The organism is Pseudomonas sp. Ors-4-3C, assembly GCF_055755035.1.
This window is the reverse complement of sequence record NZ_CM146900.1, coordinates 1,105,946-1,121,951: the sequence shown is the minus strand read 5'-3', so window position 1 is coordinate 1,121,951 and position 16,006 is coordinate 1,105,946. Positions and strand designations below refer to the sequence as shown.

The following is a 16,006-nucleotide window of genomic DNA, read 5'->3' as shown; positions in this document are numbered from 1 at the left end:
AGAGATTTAAATGTGGGAGCGGGCTTGCTCGCGAAGGCGGAGTGTCAGTCGATAAATTCGTGTCTGATTCACCGCTTTCGCGAGCAAGCCCGCTCCCACACAGGTTTTTCAGAGTCCTCAGCTCAGGCTGTCGTCAATCACCAACACCACCTTCCCCGAAACCGTATTACTCGCCAGTTCGGCAAACGCCGCTTCGGCATCCTTCACCGGGAAAGTCTTCGCCAGTTGCGGACGCAACCGCCCTTCGGCAAACAACGGCCACACATGCTGGCTCAGGTCACTTAACAGGTCGGCCTTGAACTGATCGTCACGACTGCGCAACGTCGAACCGAGCAACTGCACGCGCTTGGCCAGCACCTGTGCCAGATCCAGCTTCGCTTCTCGTCCGCCCATCAAACCGATCAGCACCCAGCGCCCGTCCAGCGCCGTCAACTTGAGGTTCAGCGCCGCATAATTGCCGCCGACCGGATCAAGAATCACGTCAAACGGCCCGAGGTCGCGCAGGCTCTCCAGATCATCGGTGCGCACCACCCCGCCCTGGGCCCCCAGCGCCTCGCAGTAGGCCAACCGCTCGGCAGACCCGACGCTGACCCAGCATGGATTGCCGAATGCCTTGCACAGCTGAATGGCGGCTGAACCAATTCCACTTGCGCCGGCATGCAGGAGAACCTTTTCACCGGGTTTCAGCGCTGCGAGCTGAAATACGTTCAGCCAGACCGTTGCATAAACCTCGGGTAATGCCGCGGCCTCGATCAACGAAACGCCCTCGGGCACCGGCAGCACGTGCCGTCCGTCGACGACCACCTCTTCAGCCATTCCGCCCCCGGCCAGCAGGGCGCAGACCCGGTCGCCGACTTGCCAGGACGAGCCGGCGCCGACCTCACTGATCACCCCGGAGCACTCCAGACCGAGCACCTGACTGGCGCCAGGCGGCGGTGGATAAAGCCCGGCTTTCTGTAATAAATCGGCGCGATTGAGGCCGGCAGCCGCCACGCGAATGCGCACTTGTCCTACATCACATGCCGGACTCGGCTCTTCAACCCATGCCACTTGCCCTTCAACGCCTTGCAATGCCTTCACAGTGCCTCCATAGTGAGTCTGGACTGAGCCCGAAGCTGTAGCGCCGGGCTTTTTGCATTATGCGACCGGCTCTCGTAGAACCGGCGACTTCAAAGACGGCCTAATATGCGTTATCAATTGTCCCCGCGTCGAATCAGCATGAAGCATTTGCTCCCCAGCACCGCCCTCGCTCTTTTCATCGGTATCGGTTTGTTGCCGATGTCGGGCAACACATTCGCAGCCAACAGCTGGGACAACTTGCAGCCTGATCGCGACGAAGTCATCGCCAGCCTCAATGTCGTCGAGTTGCTCAAGCGTCACCACTACAGCAAGCCGCCGCTCGACGATGCGCGCTCGGTGATCATCTACGACAGCTACATCAAGCTGCTGGACCCGTCGCGCAGCTACTTCCTGGCCAGCGACATCGCCGAATTCGACAAGTGGAAGACCCAGTTCGACGACTTCCTCAAAAGCGGCGACCTCAACGCCGGGTTCACCATCTACAAACGCTATCTGGACCGCGTCAAGGCGCGTCTGGACTTCGCCATTGCGGAGCTGAACAAGGGCGTCGACAAGATGGACTTCACCACCAAGGAAACCTTGCTGATCGATCGCAAGGACGCCCCTTGGCTCAAATCCACGGCTGAACTGGACGACCTGTGGCGCAAACGCGTCAAGGACGAAGTGCTGCGGCAGAAGATCGCCGGCAAGGATTCCAAGCAGATTCAGGACACCCTGACCAAGCGCTACAAGAACCAATTGGCGCGCCTCGATCAGACACGCGCGGAAGACATCTTCCAGGCGTACATCAACACCTTCGCCATGTCCTACGATCCGCACACCAACTATCTGTCGCCGGATAGCGCGGAGAACTTCGACATCAACATGAGCCTGTCCCTCGAGGGCATCGGCGCCGTGTTGCAGAGCGACAACGATCAGGTGAAAGTCGTGCGTCTGGTGCCGGCAGGCCCGGCCGACAAGACCAAGCAGGTTGCACCGGCGGACAAGATCATCGGCGTTGCCCAGGGCAACAAAGAGATGGTCGACGTGGTGGGCTGGCGCCTGGACGAAGTGGTCAAGCTGATCCGCGGCCCGAAAGGCACCGTGGTGCGTCTGGAAGTGATTCCGGCCAGCAATGCGCCGAACGACCAGACCAGCAAGATCGTGCCGATCACTCGCGAATCGGTGAAGCTTGAAGATCAGGCGGTGAAAAAATCGATCCTCAGCCTGAAACAGGATGGCAAGGACTACAAGCTCGGCATCATCGAGATCCCGGCCTTCTACCTCGACTTCAAGGCGTTCCGTGCCGGTGATCCGGACTACAAGAGCACCACCCGTGACGTCAAGAAGCTGCTGACCGAACTGCAGAAAGAGAAAGTCGACGGCGTGGTCATCGACCTGCGCAATAACGGCGGCGGTTCCCTGCAGGAAGCTACCGAGCTGACCAGCCTGTTCATCGACAAGGGCCCGACCGTACTCGTGCGTAATGCCGATGGCCGCGTCGATGTGCTTGAAGATGAAAACCCGGGCGCGTTCTACAAAGGCCCGATGGCGCTGTTGGTCAATCGCCTGTCCGCCTCGGCTTCGGAGATTTTTGCCGGCGCCATGCAGGACTACCATCGCGCACTGATCATCGGTGGCCAGACCTTCGGCAAAGGCACCGTACAGACCATTCAGCCGCTGAACCACGGCGAACTGAAACTGACCCTGGCCAAGTTCTACCGGGTTTCCGGGCAGAGCACCCAGCATCAGGGTGTGCTGCCAGACATCGATTATCCGTCGATCATCGACACCAAGGAAATCGGCGAAAGCGCCCTGCCGGAAGCCATGCCGTGGGACACCATCAAGGCAGCGATCAAACCTGCGGTCGATCCGTTCAAGCCGTACCTGGCGCAGCTCAAGTCCGAGCATGAGGCACGTAGCGCCAAAGATGCCGAGTTCGTGTTCATCCGCGACAAGCTGGCCCTGGCGCAGAAGCTGATGGAAGAAAAAACCGTCAGCCTCAACGAAGCCGAGCGCCGTGCCCAGCACGCGGACATCGATGCCAAGCAACTGGCGATGGAAAACATCCGTCGCAAAGCCAAAGGCGAAGAACCGCTGAAAGAGCTGAAGAAGGAAGACGACGACGCACTCGCGGCAGCCGAGCCGGACAAGGTCAAACCAGAGGACGACGCCTACTTGGCCGAAACCGGGCGCGTGCTGCTGGATTACCTGAAACTGAGTAATCAGGTGGCTAAAAAGTAAGATGATGGCAATTTAGTGTTGGCGCTCCTCGGAGCGTCATCAAACAGTCATCATTCTGTCGTGAAATAAAGGACTGGGAGCGTCTCTTCAAGCAAGAGCGCTCCCGGTCCTTTTTTTATCGCCAGAGATAGCCATGACCACGACCGAACAGCTGAGTGCCTTGAGCTCGATCCTGACTCAAAGCGGTTTGCACAGTCTGTTCCAGCCGATCATTTGTCTTTCCGAACGTCGTATTCTCGGTTACGAAGCCCTCACCCGTGGCCCGTCCAACAGCCCTCTGCACTCGCCTATCGCGCTGTTCGCCGTGGCCCGTCAGGCCGGTCGTTTGAGCGAACTGGAAATTGCCTGCCGCCAGTCTGCCTGCCGTCGTTTCAACGAGCAGCAATTGCCGGGCAAGTTGTTCCTCAACGTTTCACCGGAATCCCTGCTTGAAGCCGCGCACCAACCGGGGCGGACCCTGCAACTGCTGCAGGACTTCGGTATTCCACCAAGCCAGGTGGTGATCGAACTCACCGAACAAACGCCAATCGACGATTTCCAGTTGCTGCAAACCGCGCTGCATCACTATCGGGCGATGGGCTTTTCGATCGCACTGGATGACTTGGGTGCCGGCTATTCGAGCTTGCGTCTATGGTCGGAGCTGCGTCCGGATTACGTGAAGATCGACCGCCACTTCATCGACGGCATCCATCAGGACGCATTGAAACGCGAGTTTGTCGGCTCGATCCTGCAAATCGCCAAGGCGTCACGGGCACAGGTGATCGCCGAGGGGATCGAGTTGCCAGAGGAACTGGCGGTGCTGACCGAGATGGGCGTCGATCTGGTGCAGGGTTACCTGCTCGCTCGCCCACAGGAGCATCCACCCCGCGATGCCCGGGCCCTGATGCCCAAACACGACAGCAGCGCCGTGGCGCTGAACGACGAGGGCAGCGACCTCAGCGCCCTGCTCAACGACCAACCGGCGGTGCATCGCGACACACCGACCGCTACCGTACTGGAAGCCTTCCGCCGCCAGGCCAATCTGAACTCACTGGCGGTGCTCGATGAACAGGGCCAGCCGTGCGGCATCGTCCATCGCCATTCGCTGTCCGACGCCTTGCTCAAGCCGTTTGCCACCGACCTGTTCGCCCGCAAGCCGATCAGCCGCCTGATGAACGACGACTTCCTCGCCGTGGAGATGAGCCAGTCGCTGCAACAGGTCAGCCGTCTGATCACCAGCCGCGCCCGGCAACGCATCGAAGAAGATTTCATCATTACCCTCAACGGTGGTTATCTCGGCCTCGGTCGGGTAATCGACGTCCTCAAGCTGATCACCGAACTGAAAATCCAACAGGCGCGATACGCCAATCCACTGACCCTGCTGCCCGGCAACGTGCCGATCCAGCAATGCCTGACCCGCCTGCTGCAACAGGGCCGCGAATCGATCATCTGCTACGTCGACATCGACAGCTTCAAACCCTTCAACGACATCTACGGCTACGGCCGTGGCGACGAAGTCCTGCTGTGCCTGGCGCAATGCCTCAACGAACGCGTCGACCCGTCCCGCGACTTCGTCGGCCACATCGGCGGTGACGACTTCCTGCTGGTGCTCGGCCCGGAAGACTGGCGCAAACGCCTCAACCAGTTGCTCGACGACTTCCAAAGCCAATGCCGGCGCTTCTATCGCCCGGAACATCTTGAAGCCGGCTGCTTCATCGCGCCGAACCGGCAGGGGATGCGGCAGGAGTTTCCGTTGCTCTCGTTATCGATCGGCGTCGTCCACCTGCATCCCACGGCTTGCGCAGAACTGGATGCTAGTCAGCTAGCGGAAATGGCCTCACAGGCCAAGCATCATGCGAAGAATGTTCCGGGGTATAGCGTGCATGTGATTGATAGCCTCACTGCCGCCGCCCCTCATCAACCGCAACTGATCGGCCAACGCTGATTCCCCAGCAAACACAATCCCCTGTGGGAGCGGGCTTGCTCGCGAAGGGGGGCAATTCATACATCCTCAATCAGCTATTGGTTAAATTTTTCAGAACTACCATATAGGTCATCAAACAGCGTCAAATCGAATCGCGCTACACAACTCTGATAAAAATCACTCACAAGGCTTATCCTGTCGTGTCGAAAATCCATTATCTGCTTGTAAAAAGACTTTATAGCTGGATCAATAGACTTACTCATTAAATTAATAACTTCACATTTGTCGTACAAGCGACCCGCATCTACCATCACACCCTCCAGATAAACTTCGCGACTTTCAATCCCCATCATTCTCGAAAAGTGAAAAGGCAAACTTCGCCCCATCCTAAAAGCATTACAAAGACTAAAAACCAGGAGATTTGCAAAATACAGGCGCTCCCTACAATTTGGATTTGACACTAGTTCCAGCAAACCTGCGTCTCCGCATTCGCTCAAAATATTCAGATCCACTGCATCGGGATCCTCAACATACTGATCGCCAAATAGATCCGCATTCGATTCACCGCGAGTCCATCGCTTAAAGTCGTTGAATGACCACCTTCCTTCAATGACCTCAATCATTGAGCAGTCTCACTGCATGAGCTTTCAAGCTGATATCTCCTCAAACAACTAAGTAAAACCTGCATAAATCGGCGCTGATCTATAACATCCTCATCAAAATAGGTAGTCATTCGTCCAAATACACGATCGAAATTGTCGTCCTCATTTAAAAAATGGGCGACGGTCTCAGTTAGAGATACCCGTTCTTGAGTGGTATAATCTAAAAACTCCGATTTCAAAAGAGCATCAAACAACTCAGCAAGCTCTTTATCATTATTCACATCCTTAGAAACTATAACCTTCTCCCTCTCATCACTTCTTGTATTTTCTATATCAAAAACGAATAGCAAATTTTTTATATCCACAATTTTATATTTATTTTTCATCAGTCAAAATCCGTATATGAGGTTTTAACTCGCCCATTTGGCTCAAGAATGACAACTGCCCTTGTTTGCTTTCCATAGTCAAGACCTCCACGTTTGTATCCCTCACCGATAACCTTACCCATATCAATTGGCCGTTTTGATATTTGTAGATTCGTATATCGGAGAATCAGTTGTGCTCTGTAGATAGCATTCAGCTGGTCTCTATGACTCAAGAAGTGTGTTGCAGCAGATGGAATCATAGGCTGTCCTCTCCTCCTCCCACTATTGTAAGTTTCCACGATTCCTGTGGTTGGGTTTTTGGCTAAGGTCGATCGTTCATACTGAGAATTCAAAGTGGTTTGAGCACCATGCTTTTCCAGAAAATGCTCTCCATTTGTTGGATCTTCCATCTCATGTAACCGCCTATAAGCATTTTCTTCGCCAAGTTCATCAATCCTTGCTCGTCGCTCCTGTGCAGTCATCGCTGGCAGTGGAGGATGTCCGTCGTCAACTATCACGCAACCAGCCATGCGCTTCATCGGACGACGAGGTGGCGCCGGCGACGGGCAATTGGACGTCAACCCCAACGGATCCACCCACCCCGTCGGATTCGGCGTGTACTGGTATTGGTTCAACCCACCCGCCAACTTGATGGGATCCGGCGTCAGATACCGCCCCAACCGCGGGTCGTAATACCGATGCCGGTTGTAATGCAGCCCACTTTCCGCGTCGAAATACTGCCCCTGAAAGCGCAGCGGCTGGTCGAGATAGTCCTCGCCGGCCAGAGTGATCGCCGCGACCTTGCCGTAGGCGTCGTACTGCGCGGACCAGACGATTTCGCCGCTGTAGTCGGTGAGTTCCTGCGGGGTGCCGAGGTGGTCGAGTTGGTAGTAGAACGGGCAGGCGCGTTTCGGGCCTTTGCCGTCGAGCAGCGCCAGCGGCCGGAAGGTGCCGGGTTCGTAGACGTAGCTGCGGTGGTAGGTTTTGCTGCTCTCGGCGACGAGGTGGTCGCCTTGCCAGAAGAACTCGGTGCTGACGCCGTCGACGGTCTTGCGGATGCGTCGGCCGAAGGCGTCGTATTGATAGGTCGAGGTTTGGCCGTCGGGGCGGGTCAGGCTGATCAGGCGGTGTTGGCAGTCGTAGCGGTACTCGGTGACGAGTTGCTGGTCGCGGCCACGACGCTCGCGGATCAGGTTACCAAAGGCGTCGTAGTAGTAGTGTCGGTCGCCTTGCATCAGCAGGCGGTTGCCCTTGATCCGCGTGGGACCGGGGCGGTCCTGCATCAGCAGGTTGCCGGCCGGGTCGTGGGCGAAGGACTCGGGCAGTTCGTCACGCGAGTGGCGCACGCGGATCAAGCGGTCGAGGGCGTCGTAGGCGTAGGTGCGCTGGCCGTGACGGCTGTCGGCAATGTGCTCCAGATTGCCGTTGGCGCTGTAGGCATAGTCGCGGCGGTATAGCGACGCGTGCTGATGGCCTACAGCGTGGGCCAGCAAACGGCCCTGATCGTCGTAGGCATAGTCGCTGAGCAGCAGGCCTTGCTGGCGTTGTTGTTCGCGACCGCACTGGTAGACATGGCTGGTCAGCCGTGCGCCATTGAGGTCGATGGCGGTCAGCGCACCGCCCTTGGCGTAGTGATAATCGAGCTTGCTGTTGTCCGGCAGACGCTGGCGCTTGAGCTGGCCGCAAGCGTCATAGGTATACCGCAAAGTGCCCCAGCCCTGATGCTCAGTGATCAGCCGGTCTTGCAGATCGTATGCGAAGGCCAGTGGATGTTTCTGGCCGTCATCGACACCGGTCAACCGCCCCAGGCGATCGTAGCGGTAAGCCACCTGAACCCCGTCGGGCAGGATTTTCAACAGCAGACGCCCGGCCGCATCACGCTGGTAAGCGGTGACCAGCGTTGAGCCGTCATCGCCGAACTCGGTCTTCTCCAGCAGGTGCCCATTACGATCGTAGGCGTAGGCGGTGCTCCGCCCGTCGAAGCCGGTTTCCTGTCGGATCAATCCGCTCGGCGTGTAGTCCAGTCGATACTTTTCCCCGGACTCGTTCTCGATTTCCGTGAGCAGCAGTTGCGCATGGTCGTAGCGGTATTGCACCCGCGTGCCGTCGGGATTGATCTTGCGCGAGACCAGGTGCAGGTCATCGTCATACTCGTAGCGGGTGATGCGCCCAAGTTCGTCGCGCTCGGCGGTAACCTGGCCATAAGCGCCGTAGCTGTAGGCGCGGGTGGCACCTGTAGGAAAGGTCGTCTGAACCAGTCGGCCAGCCGCATCCCACTGCTGACGGGTAATCGCGCCGTGTTCGTCGCTAGAGGTCGTCCGCCGTCCCAGCGCATCGTAGGAAAAACGCCGCACACCGCCAGCGGGCAGGGTTTCTTCGATCAGTTGGCCGAGGTCGTTCCAGACAAAAATGTGCCGACTGGTGTCCGGATAGCGGATCGACAGCAACTGCCCGCGAACGTTGTAGTGGTAATGGGTGACCTGGCCGTCGGGATCGACCGCTTCGGTGACATCCCCTTCAGCGTTGCGCCGGAATGTCCACACCGCCTCACCGCGAGAACGGCTGTGCAGGAAACCGTTGCGGTACTCGTAGGACGTTGGCTCGTCTTCCGGCGGAAGCAGCGCGATCAGCCGTCCGACGTCGTCGTAACGGTATTCGGTGATCGCACCGAGCGCGTCCTGCTCGGCGATCAGCCGGCCCTGATCGTCATAGGCCTTGAGGTGCTCACCGCCATCGGCCTCGACCTTGCGCACCAGCCGTGCGCTGTCATCGTGGACGTAAACCTCTTCGGTGCCATCGACGTAATGCACCGCGACACGGCCGTCGTCGTCCCAGACATACCGCGTGTCCATCTGCGAGAACGACGCCCAGTGCCGTACGCAGCGCGCCGCTTTGCCGGCACGCTCCCACTCCCAGAAGAAACTCGCGCCGCCGGTCAGTTGCCGCTGCAGGATGACGTGCTGATCGTCGTAGTCGTAACGCTCGCTGTCACCGACGGCGTTGGTCGCGGCCAACAAACGCTGACGGGCGTCGTAGCAATAACTGACCAACGTTTGCTCGGTGCGCCAGCCATCGCCCCCAAGCACCTGGTAATCCACCGCTACCAGATGCGCCTGGTCGTAGCGCAAAAACAGCGAGCGACCAGCGCCGTTATCCAGGCGCTGCACACGGTCGGAATAATCGCGATGCACGGTCAGACGATTGCCATACGCATCACTGACCGCCGTCAGCCGCCCAGCCCGAAAGTGATAAAACCGCGCCGTATCCCCCGCCAGCGCGAGGATCAGTTCCTCCGGCTCATTCCCGAGAAAAATCGCCGCCCGCGACAAGCTGTTGTGAATCTGCGGCCGTTCAACGCTGGGCAACGGAAACCGCGTGCGGCGGTTCTCGTGATCGACCCAGACCACCACATCGCCATCAAACTCCAGCCGATGCGCCAGCGAATGACTCCAGCCAAACCCCAGCCCGACATCGATCTCTACCGCGCTGGTGCGGTACAACCGGGTGAATTCGAACGGCAGCAAACCATCGAGCGTGCCATCGCTCAGGGTCAGCAGTTCTTCGCCGGTGACCATCGACACCGGACAGCCGTTGGTGCAGGTCAGCGGCGCGCAATCGGCGCTGTCGCCGTTGGGGTTTTTCGCTTGATCGGGAGCGTTATCGTGGTGCTCGTTTTTCTTCAGGGCGGCATTGCGCTTCGCATCCCAGCGCAATTGCATGCGCCCCTTTTTCACGCCAGCGGCAATACCCCGCGCGGCAACGGTTTTGTACTGGTCGACGTAATGGATGAACGTGTTGACGATGCCGAAAATCGCCTTGACCAGGCGCTTTACAACCGACAGCAACTGGGCCGCGCGATCCGCCAGGCGCAGGGTCAGATAAGCGATCCCTGCGCCAGCCCCGACGAATGTCAACACAACGCCGATCAGCACATCGATCAGCACCTGCACGATCATCATCGACGCCGTTTCAGCGGTTTTGCCGGCGATCTGGCTGGGCGGTAGCATCTCGAACCAGAGGCTCGCCGCACGCAACAGCAAACACAGCGCCGCTTCATCACTGACCAGCAGCTGCAGTTTCTGCATGACATCCGGAGCTGATTCTGCGAGCCGGATCAGATCAGCCGCGCCGCTTCCCAGCCGCTCGGCAAATGCGCCTGGATCCTTGAGAATGTCCGACAGCATCCCGATGCTGTCCCACACCCCCTCGATCGCCGCCCAACTCCCGGCGAGCATGCCGTTGCTCGCGGCTGTCGCCACCGACTGCGACCACTGCGGCTGGAACCCCTGCCACTCGCTGCGCAGCCAGCCATCCAGCTCACCGGTCAAGCCATCGTAGGACTTGAACAGCGCCTTGATCTGCTCCGGGGTAACCTCGCTGTGCACCTGCACGCGATAGAACTTGCCTGGCGTACCGGTGAAGGTGCCCCGGCCTTGCGCATCCAGTGCCACGGGCGAGGTTTTTCCATCATCCACCGCCACCACATCCACCACGATGTCGCCCAGCGGAATGTCGTACACCGACTCGAACTTGCTCTCGATCGCCAGCAATCCGCTCTTCGGGCACTGCACGACGCTGGAGGAAAACTCACTGTCGCCAGTGCTGACGGCAGTGACGCGATCGCCGAAGCGAATGATCCGCTCCATGCCCATCAGCGACGGCAGGTCGGCCGCTTGGCTGACCTGGTCGGCCGCGCGACTCAACCAATGCTCAAGTTGTTGGCGATAGAGGTCGAGGGTGTCGGGGAAGCTGTCGAGTTCCTGCTCGATGCGGCTGACGGCGTCCATCAGCGCACACGACGATGCGGGGTGGAATGAAAAACCGGGTCAAACATGAGCGTTCCCTCGCGCAGAAATTAGGCGCGGGGACTTTGCGGGGGATCAGCCAGGAAAGAAGTCAGGCGAGTAGGCGTTTGCTGTAGGACTAATCTGTAAAAAACCAGTTACTACAAAACGTATAGCTATAAACGTAAACGTGGCGTGAGGTTTCCCTCACGCCACGTTTATCGGGCCGACACAAATGGATTTACTGGGTTTAATCGCGAGCGCTCAATTCTTTGAGTTTGAGTTCGGCCAAAGAGTGGCCGGCCTTGGCGGCCAAAGTCCACCAGCGCGCAGCCTCTGCTGGATCCGGCCCCTTGCTCGGGGTACCTGCAAGGCAGATCACGCCGACCTGATAGGCCGCTTTGCCATCGCCGGCGAGTGCCGCCAGACGCAATAGCCGCACACCCTCTTCGCGTGCACCCAGGCCAACACCGCGAAACGTCAGAATGTGCCCATAAAAGCTTTGCGCGCCAACATCGCCAAGATTGGCCATGCGCGCAAACTGCCCTTCGAGCCAGCGCCAGCCTCTGGGCTGGCGGACGAACCATGACCAGTGAAAGAGCCTACGGGCCAACCAGTAACTGGCCGACGCCTTGAGTCGTAAGAACACTCAGGCCTCCGCCGATTCCGGGTACTCGTATTCGAAAACCCTGACCACTTCCGATGCATGCCAGGAAGCAGCCGCGACGCCATCGGAGGGCCCGGAAAAGCGCCCCAGACGCTCGACGCATTCAAAAAAACCGGTACGTGGCAAACGGCTGGCACCCTGGCTGATCACCAGCGAGCTGCGCAATGGCTGCTCGGCCTTGGCGTCCAGTGCAGCCAGATGCTCAAGTGCCGCGGTCAGCGTCTGCATCGCCGGCGTCGGCAGTTGCAAACGTTCGAGCAAGGCTCGATAGGTCAACAGATGGCGCTGCCTGCGCGCCTGATCCAGCTCCCCGAGCAATCCGTCCCAATGTTGACGACTGATGCGTACGCTCACGATTCATCCCTCCAACCCGGCACCGTCAATTCCCAGGCCAGGCTGCGACGAATCGCGGCGTCAGGTTGACGCTCGCCGCTTTCGATCATGGCCAGATAAGACGGGCTGATGCCTACCGTGCGGGCCAGCGCCTCGATGGCGATGCCCTTCCCTTCGCGCAAACTGCGTAGTTGATCCAGACCTGGAAGAATCGGGTCCGGCGTTGCAGCTGCCGGCGCTGGCGCCTGCTGCTGCGGTGTTTCGTTGATGCCTGCTGCTTTCAGTAGAGCCTGATACTGAACCCATGGCAGAACCGCATATTCGGGTTCGCCATCGCGTGCAATTATCTGAATATCCATGACTACCCCGTAGGACAACAACACTTAGCGAGTCGGCACTTTTCCCTAGAAGTGTAATCCTAACAGCGGCCAAGGTCGCGGGGGGTATCTATCTGTATCCAGGCGAAGTGAATCAGGGCTTTTTCGGGCCCTGCAACTGAAGTTGTTCGGGGGTATCAGGCAGGCGCTCGACCACCGCGAGCTTTTCCGGCTGCTGCCGGCTGCGCCAGAGCCGGAAAGCATTGAGCTCATCGTCGAGGGTTTTCATCACCCAGGCCAGAACCGCGATGTCATCGAGCATGCCGAACACCGGGATAAAATCCGGGATCGCATCCACCGGACTGAGGAAGTACATCAGCCCCGCTACCACCGAAACCATGGCTTTCGGGCTGATGGCCCGATACTCGCCACGCCAGTAAGCCAGGCACAGTGCCTGGAGCAGACGCAGATCATCCTTGAGTTTGCCAAGGCGATTGCCTTGCGCGGCACCTTTGCTCGCCACCGCGAACAACAGAGTCGGCAGACGCCCACGCGCCAGCAATCGACCGGCGAGGGGCAGAAATCGGGCGAAATTCCACGGCGCTTTCATCTATTTCTCCCGTTGAAATGTTATCCACACAAATTGTGGATAACCTTGTGAACAGAGCTGCATTTCAGCGCTGAAAGCCCCGTTTCATAAGGGCTGCGCTCAGATCGGGCGTTTTTTACTCACATAAAAAACCCCAATATTTCATTGACTTGGCAGCTCAGGGCGTCTAGCGCTGGCGGCCTCAATCTCTAGGACTGCTGCGAGCCGCATCCGTTCGCTCTGTTTACCGCCAGCTTCGTCCAGATGCAACAACGCCCCGCATAAGCGAGGCGTTGTTGGCGAAGCCGTTAATGATGCCTGTTACTTGGCAGCAGCGGCGTCTTCTTTGGCTGGATCCTTGATGGCCAGCAGTTCCAGGTCAAAGACCAGGACCGAGTTGGCCGGGATCGCCGGGCTTGGCGATTGCGCGCCGTAAGCCAGATCGCTAGGGATGTACAGCTTGTACTTCTCACCAACGTGCATCAGTTGCAGACCTTCAACCCAACCCGGGATCACGCCGCTGACCGGCAGATCGATCGGGCTGCCACGCTCAACGGAGCTGTCGAACACGGTGCCGTTGGTCAGCTTGCCGGTGTAGTGAACGGTCACTACGTCGGTAGGCTTAGGCTGTGGGCCGTCGGCTTTCTTGATCACTTCGTACTGCAGACCGGATGCAGTAGTGGTCACGCCGGCCTTCTTGCCGTTTTCTTCGAGGAATTTCTTGCCGGCAGCTGCCGACTCTTCGCTCATCTTGGCCATACGCTCTTCAGCACGCTTCTGCAGCGCGGCAAAGGCTTCGACCAGTTCTTCGTCTTTCAGCTTCTGTTCTTTCTTGCCGACGGCATCTTCGATGCCCTGGGCTACCGCTTTGGAGTCCAGATCATCCATGCCTTCCTGAGCAAGGCTCTTGCCCATGTTCAGGCCGATACCGTAGGAAGCTTTTTGCGCCGGGGTTTTCAGCTCTACGCTGGTCTGCGAATCACAACCCGCGAGGACCAGGCTAACCAGGGCTACCGCCGCCGCCAACCGATGCTGTTTCATGCTATTTCCTTGTTCATGCGCCGAAAGGGCAATCGAGTAAAGCCGCGAGCTTATCAGGCCGCCACGACCAATGGCTACCGGCATGAGAGCAGGAAACGTCCGATAAGTTCAGGGATTAAAACGCATTCGGGAAAAGGGACGATGAAGCTTCTGTCATCTTCGCCCGACAGAGACTGAAGAGACTTCCTACGACAGTTGGCGTAATGGCCACTTGCCGCACCCGCAACAGGTGAGGCATAACAGCGCAACAACTCGACAAGGATGTTTATCTTGCGTCTCTTCTACCGTGTGCTGACCCTGATCATCGTGCTGCTGGGCCTGGGCCTGGCCGTGATTTTGTACTACGTCGCCAACCCGAAATTACCGTTCTACTCCCCCGCCCAAAAGGTGCATTACCTGAACCAGTGGAGTGAAGAAGAACGCCAGACCTACTACTTCACCCCGCAGGGCACACAGGTCAAAGGCCTGCGTTATGAATGGTTCGAGGCGCTGGAATTACCCTTCTCGCAGCAGCGTTTCGCGTCCCCGGAATACCTCGCACGCTTCGGCTTTCTGGTTGATCCGCAACAGAAAGCCACACCGAACAACCCTGGCAATCTACCGGTCGGTTTCGCCCGCCATCGAAATCCCGGCGGTAACGAGCAATATCTCGATATCACCTGCGCCGCTTGCCACACCGGCGAATTACGCTTCAAGGATCAGGCCGTGCGGATTGACGGCGGTTCGGCGCAGCATGTCTTGCCTTCCAGCGTTCCGACATTGCGCGGCGGCAGTTTCGGACAGGCATTGGTCGCCAGTCTGACCTCGACTTACTACAACCCATGGAAGTTCGAGCGTTTCGCCCGCAATGTGCTGGGCAATGACTATGAGGCGCGCCACGAGCAACTGCGCAAAGACTTCAAGGCGTCTCTGAACACGTTCCTGAGAGTCGCCTGGAACGACACTCACCGAGGCCTCTACCCCACCGAAGAAGGCCCGGGACGCACCGATGCGTTCGGCCGCATCGCCAACGCCACCTTCGGCGACGCGATCTCCCCCACCAACTACCGGGTGGCCAACGCCCCGGTGGACTACCCGCAACTGTGGGACATGTGGACGTTCGACTGGGTGCAATGGAACGGCTCGGCACAGCAACCGATGGCGCGCAATATCGGGGAGGCACTGGGTGTCGGCGCCACGTTGAATTTCTTCGACAGCAATGGCCAGCCGCTGCAGGGCGATGCCCGTTACGCCTCCAGTGTCCGCGTGCGTGACCTGCACAAAATCGAAGAAACCCTGCAACACCTGCAACCACCCGCCTGGCCGGAAGAGGTCTTGGGTGCGGTGGACAAACCACTGGCCGCCAAAGGCCGCACGCTGTTTGCCGAGAACTGCGCCGGTTGCCACGTGCCACGCAAGACTCAGGAGGGCGAACGCTGGGTGCAGCATTTGCACATGCTGCCGGTGGCGGTGATCGGCACCGATCCGAATGCAGCGACCAACATTGCCAACCACCGTTTCGACCTGACGCCGCTGCAATGGGATCTGAAGGAGCTTGAGCAGATGGATGTAAAGCTGCATCCAACGCCCAAAGAGCCATTGGATCTGAGCCAGCTATCGGTGGCCAAGGGCCTGGCTTACGTCACCGCATTCGTCGAAAACCGCGCTTATCGCGAGGCCGGTGTCACCCCTCAGGAAAAGCCACAACTCGATGGCTTCGGTCTGCCGATCGGCGTGCGCGAAAAAGTCGCTTACAAGGCCAGACCACTGGCCGGGGTTTGGGCCACCGCGCCATTTCTGCACAACGGTTCGGTACCGAGTCTTTATCAACTGCTGTCGCCCCAGGATGAACGCGCCACCACCTTCTATAAAGGCACTCTCGAGTACGACCCGCGCCACCTGGGATATCGCACCGAGGCCTTTACCAACGGCTTTCTGTTCGACACCCGGATTAGCGGCAACCACAACAGCGGTCATGAATTCCGCGCCGGCGAGCGTGGCAGTGGCGTCATCGGCCGACTGCTGCAACCGCAGGAACGCTGGGCATTGCTGGAGTACCTGAAAGTACTGGGCGGACCGTTGGAGGCTCAATTGCCATGATGATCCATTCGTACAAAAGACCG

General features: G+C 58.6%; 12 protein-coding genes. 3 read left to right on the top strand and 9 right to left on the bottom strand.

Annotated features, from left to right (window positions below):
* Window positions 1–117: 117 nt before the first annotated feature.
* Complete coding sequence (locus ACVHNU_RS05230) at window positions 118–1,080, bottom strand: zinc-binding dehydrogenase (RefSeq protein ID WP_201138339.1); 963 nt, start codon at window positions 1,078–1,080, stop codon at window positions 118–120.
* Window positions 1,081–1,218: 138 nt separating this feature from the next.
* Here ACVHNU_RS05230 and ACVHNU_RS05225 point away from each other — a divergent pair, with 138 nt between their 5' ends.
* Both ACVHNU_RS05225 and ACVHNU_RS05220 read left to right on the top strand, forming a co-directional pair.
* A complete protein-coding gene (locus ACVHNU_RS05225; protein ID WP_003223119.1) occupies window positions 1,219–3,303 on the top strand; it encodes a carboxy terminal-processing peptidase in 2,085 nt (694 codons plus the stop codon).
* A gap of 133 nt (window positions 3,304–3,436) precedes the next feature.
* Window positions 3,437–5,227: a bifunctional diguanylate cyclase/phosphodiesterase gene (locus tag ACVHNU_RS05220; RefSeq protein ID WP_473019152.1), complete on the top strand. Its 1,791-nt coding sequence runs from the start codon at window positions 3,437–3,439 to the stop codon at window positions 5,225–5,227.
* A gap of 74 nt (window positions 5,228–5,301) precedes the next feature.
* Here ACVHNU_RS05220 and ACVHNU_RS05215 read toward each other — a convergent pair whose 3' ends face one another.
* The 8 genes from ACVHNU_RS05215 to ACVHNU_RS05180 all read right to left on the bottom strand — a co-directional run bounded on the left by ACVHNU_RS05215 (window position 5,302) and on the right by ACVHNU_RS05180 (window position 13,904).
* The gene (locus ACVHNU_RS05215) at window positions 5,302–5,829 is read right to left on the bottom strand and encodes a hypothetical protein (RefSeq protein ID WP_473019151.1); all 528 of its coding nucleotides are present in this window, start codon (window positions 5,827–5,829) and stop codon (window positions 5,302–5,304) included.
* Entirely contained in the window at window positions 5,826–6,194 is a 369-nt protein-coding gene (locus ACVHNU_RS05210; protein WP_473019150.1) for a hypothetical protein, read from the bottom strand. Before ACVHNU_RS05210 ends, ACVHNU_RS05215 begins: the two co-directional genes overlap by 4 nt.
* Window positions 6,194–10,960 carry an RHS repeat-associated core domain-containing protein gene (locus ACVHNU_RS05205; RefSeq protein WP_473019149.1) on the bottom strand — a complete coding sequence of 1,589 codons (4,767 nt, stop codon included), beginning with the start codon at window positions 10,958–10,960 and terminating at the stop codon, window positions 6,194–6,196. Before ACVHNU_RS05205 ends, ACVHNU_RS05210 begins: the two co-directional genes overlap by 1 nt.
* Before the next feature lie 247 nt (window positions 10,961–11,207).
* Window positions 11,208–11,606, bottom strand: coding sequence for an SEL1-like repeat protein (locus ACVHNU_RS05200; RefSeq protein ID WP_473019148.1), 399 nt, complete (start codon window positions 11,604–11,606; stop codon window positions 11,208–11,210).
* Window positions 11,607–11,978, bottom strand: a complete 372-nt coding sequence (locus ACVHNU_RS05195; RefSeq protein WP_003223109.1) for a hypothetical protein — start codon at window positions 11,976–11,978, stop codon at window positions 11,607–11,609.
* Window positions 11,975–12,316, bottom strand: coding sequence for a helix-turn-helix domain-containing protein (locus tag ACVHNU_RS05190; protein WP_027613366.1), 342 nt, complete (start codon window positions 12,314–12,316; stop codon window positions 11,975–11,977). The genes ACVHNU_RS05195 and ACVHNU_RS05190 overlap by 4 nt, the downstream gene beginning before the upstream one ends.
* Before the next feature lie 112 nt (window positions 12,317–12,428).
* Window positions 12,429–12,884: a YkvA family protein gene (locus ACVHNU_RS05185; RefSeq protein ID WP_003223105.1), complete on the bottom strand. Its 456-nt coding sequence runs from the start codon at window positions 12,882–12,884 to the stop codon at window positions 12,429–12,431.
* A gap of 300 nt (window positions 12,885–13,184) precedes the next feature.
* Entirely contained in the window at window positions 13,185–13,904 is a 720-nt protein-coding gene (locus tag ACVHNU_RS05180; protein ID WP_003223103.1) for an FKBP-type peptidyl-prolyl cis-trans isomerase, read from the bottom strand.
* A 270-nt stretch (window positions 13,905–14,174) separates the two neighbouring features.
* Between ACVHNU_RS05180 and ACVHNU_RS05175 the strand changes: the two genes are divergently transcribed.
* Window positions 14,175–15,983, top strand: coding sequence for a di-heme-cytochrome C peroxidase (locus tag ACVHNU_RS05175; RefSeq protein ID WP_473019147.1), 1,809 nt, complete (start codon window positions 14,175–14,177; stop codon window positions 15,981–15,983).
* The last annotated feature ends 23 nt before the right edge of the window (window positions 15,984–16,006 follow it).

What these genes read in the sequence shown, in the direction of transcription:
- ACVHNU_RS05210 (WP_473019150.1), bottom strand. Translation starts at nt 6,194, where the DNA reads ATGAAAAATAAATATAAAATTGTGGATATAAAAAATTTGCTATTCGTT.
- ACVHNU_RS05180 (WP_003223103.1), bottom strand. Translation starts at nt 13,904, where the DNA reads ATGAAACAGCATCGGTTGGCGGCGGCGGTAGCCCTGGTTAGCCTGGTC.
- ACVHNU_RS05215 (WP_473019151.1), bottom strand. Translation starts at nt 5,829, where the DNA reads ATGATTGAGGTCATTGAAGGAAGGTGGTCATTCAACGACTTTAAGCGA.
- ACVHNU_RS05185 (WP_003223105.1), bottom strand. Translation starts at nt 12,884, where the DNA reads ATGAAAGCGCCGTGGAATTTCGCCCGATTTCTGCCCCTCGCCGGTCGA.
- ACVHNU_RS05220 (WP_473019152.1), top strand. Translation starts at nt 3,437, where the DNA reads ATGACCACGACCGAACAGCTGAGTGCCTTGAGCTCGATCCTGACTCAA.
- ACVHNU_RS05205 (WP_473019149.1), bottom strand. Translation starts at nt 10,960, where the DNA reads ATGGACGCCGTCAGCCGCATCGAGCAGGAACTCGACAGCTTCCCCGAC.
- ACVHNU_RS05225 (WP_003223119.1), top strand. Translation starts at nt 1,219, where the DNA reads ATGAAGCATTTGCTCCCCAGCACCGCCCTCGCTCTTTTCATCGGTATC.
- ACVHNU_RS05190 (WP_027613366.1), bottom strand. Translation starts at nt 12,316, where the DNA reads ATGGATATTCAGATAATTGCACGCGATGGCGAACCCGAATATGCGGTT.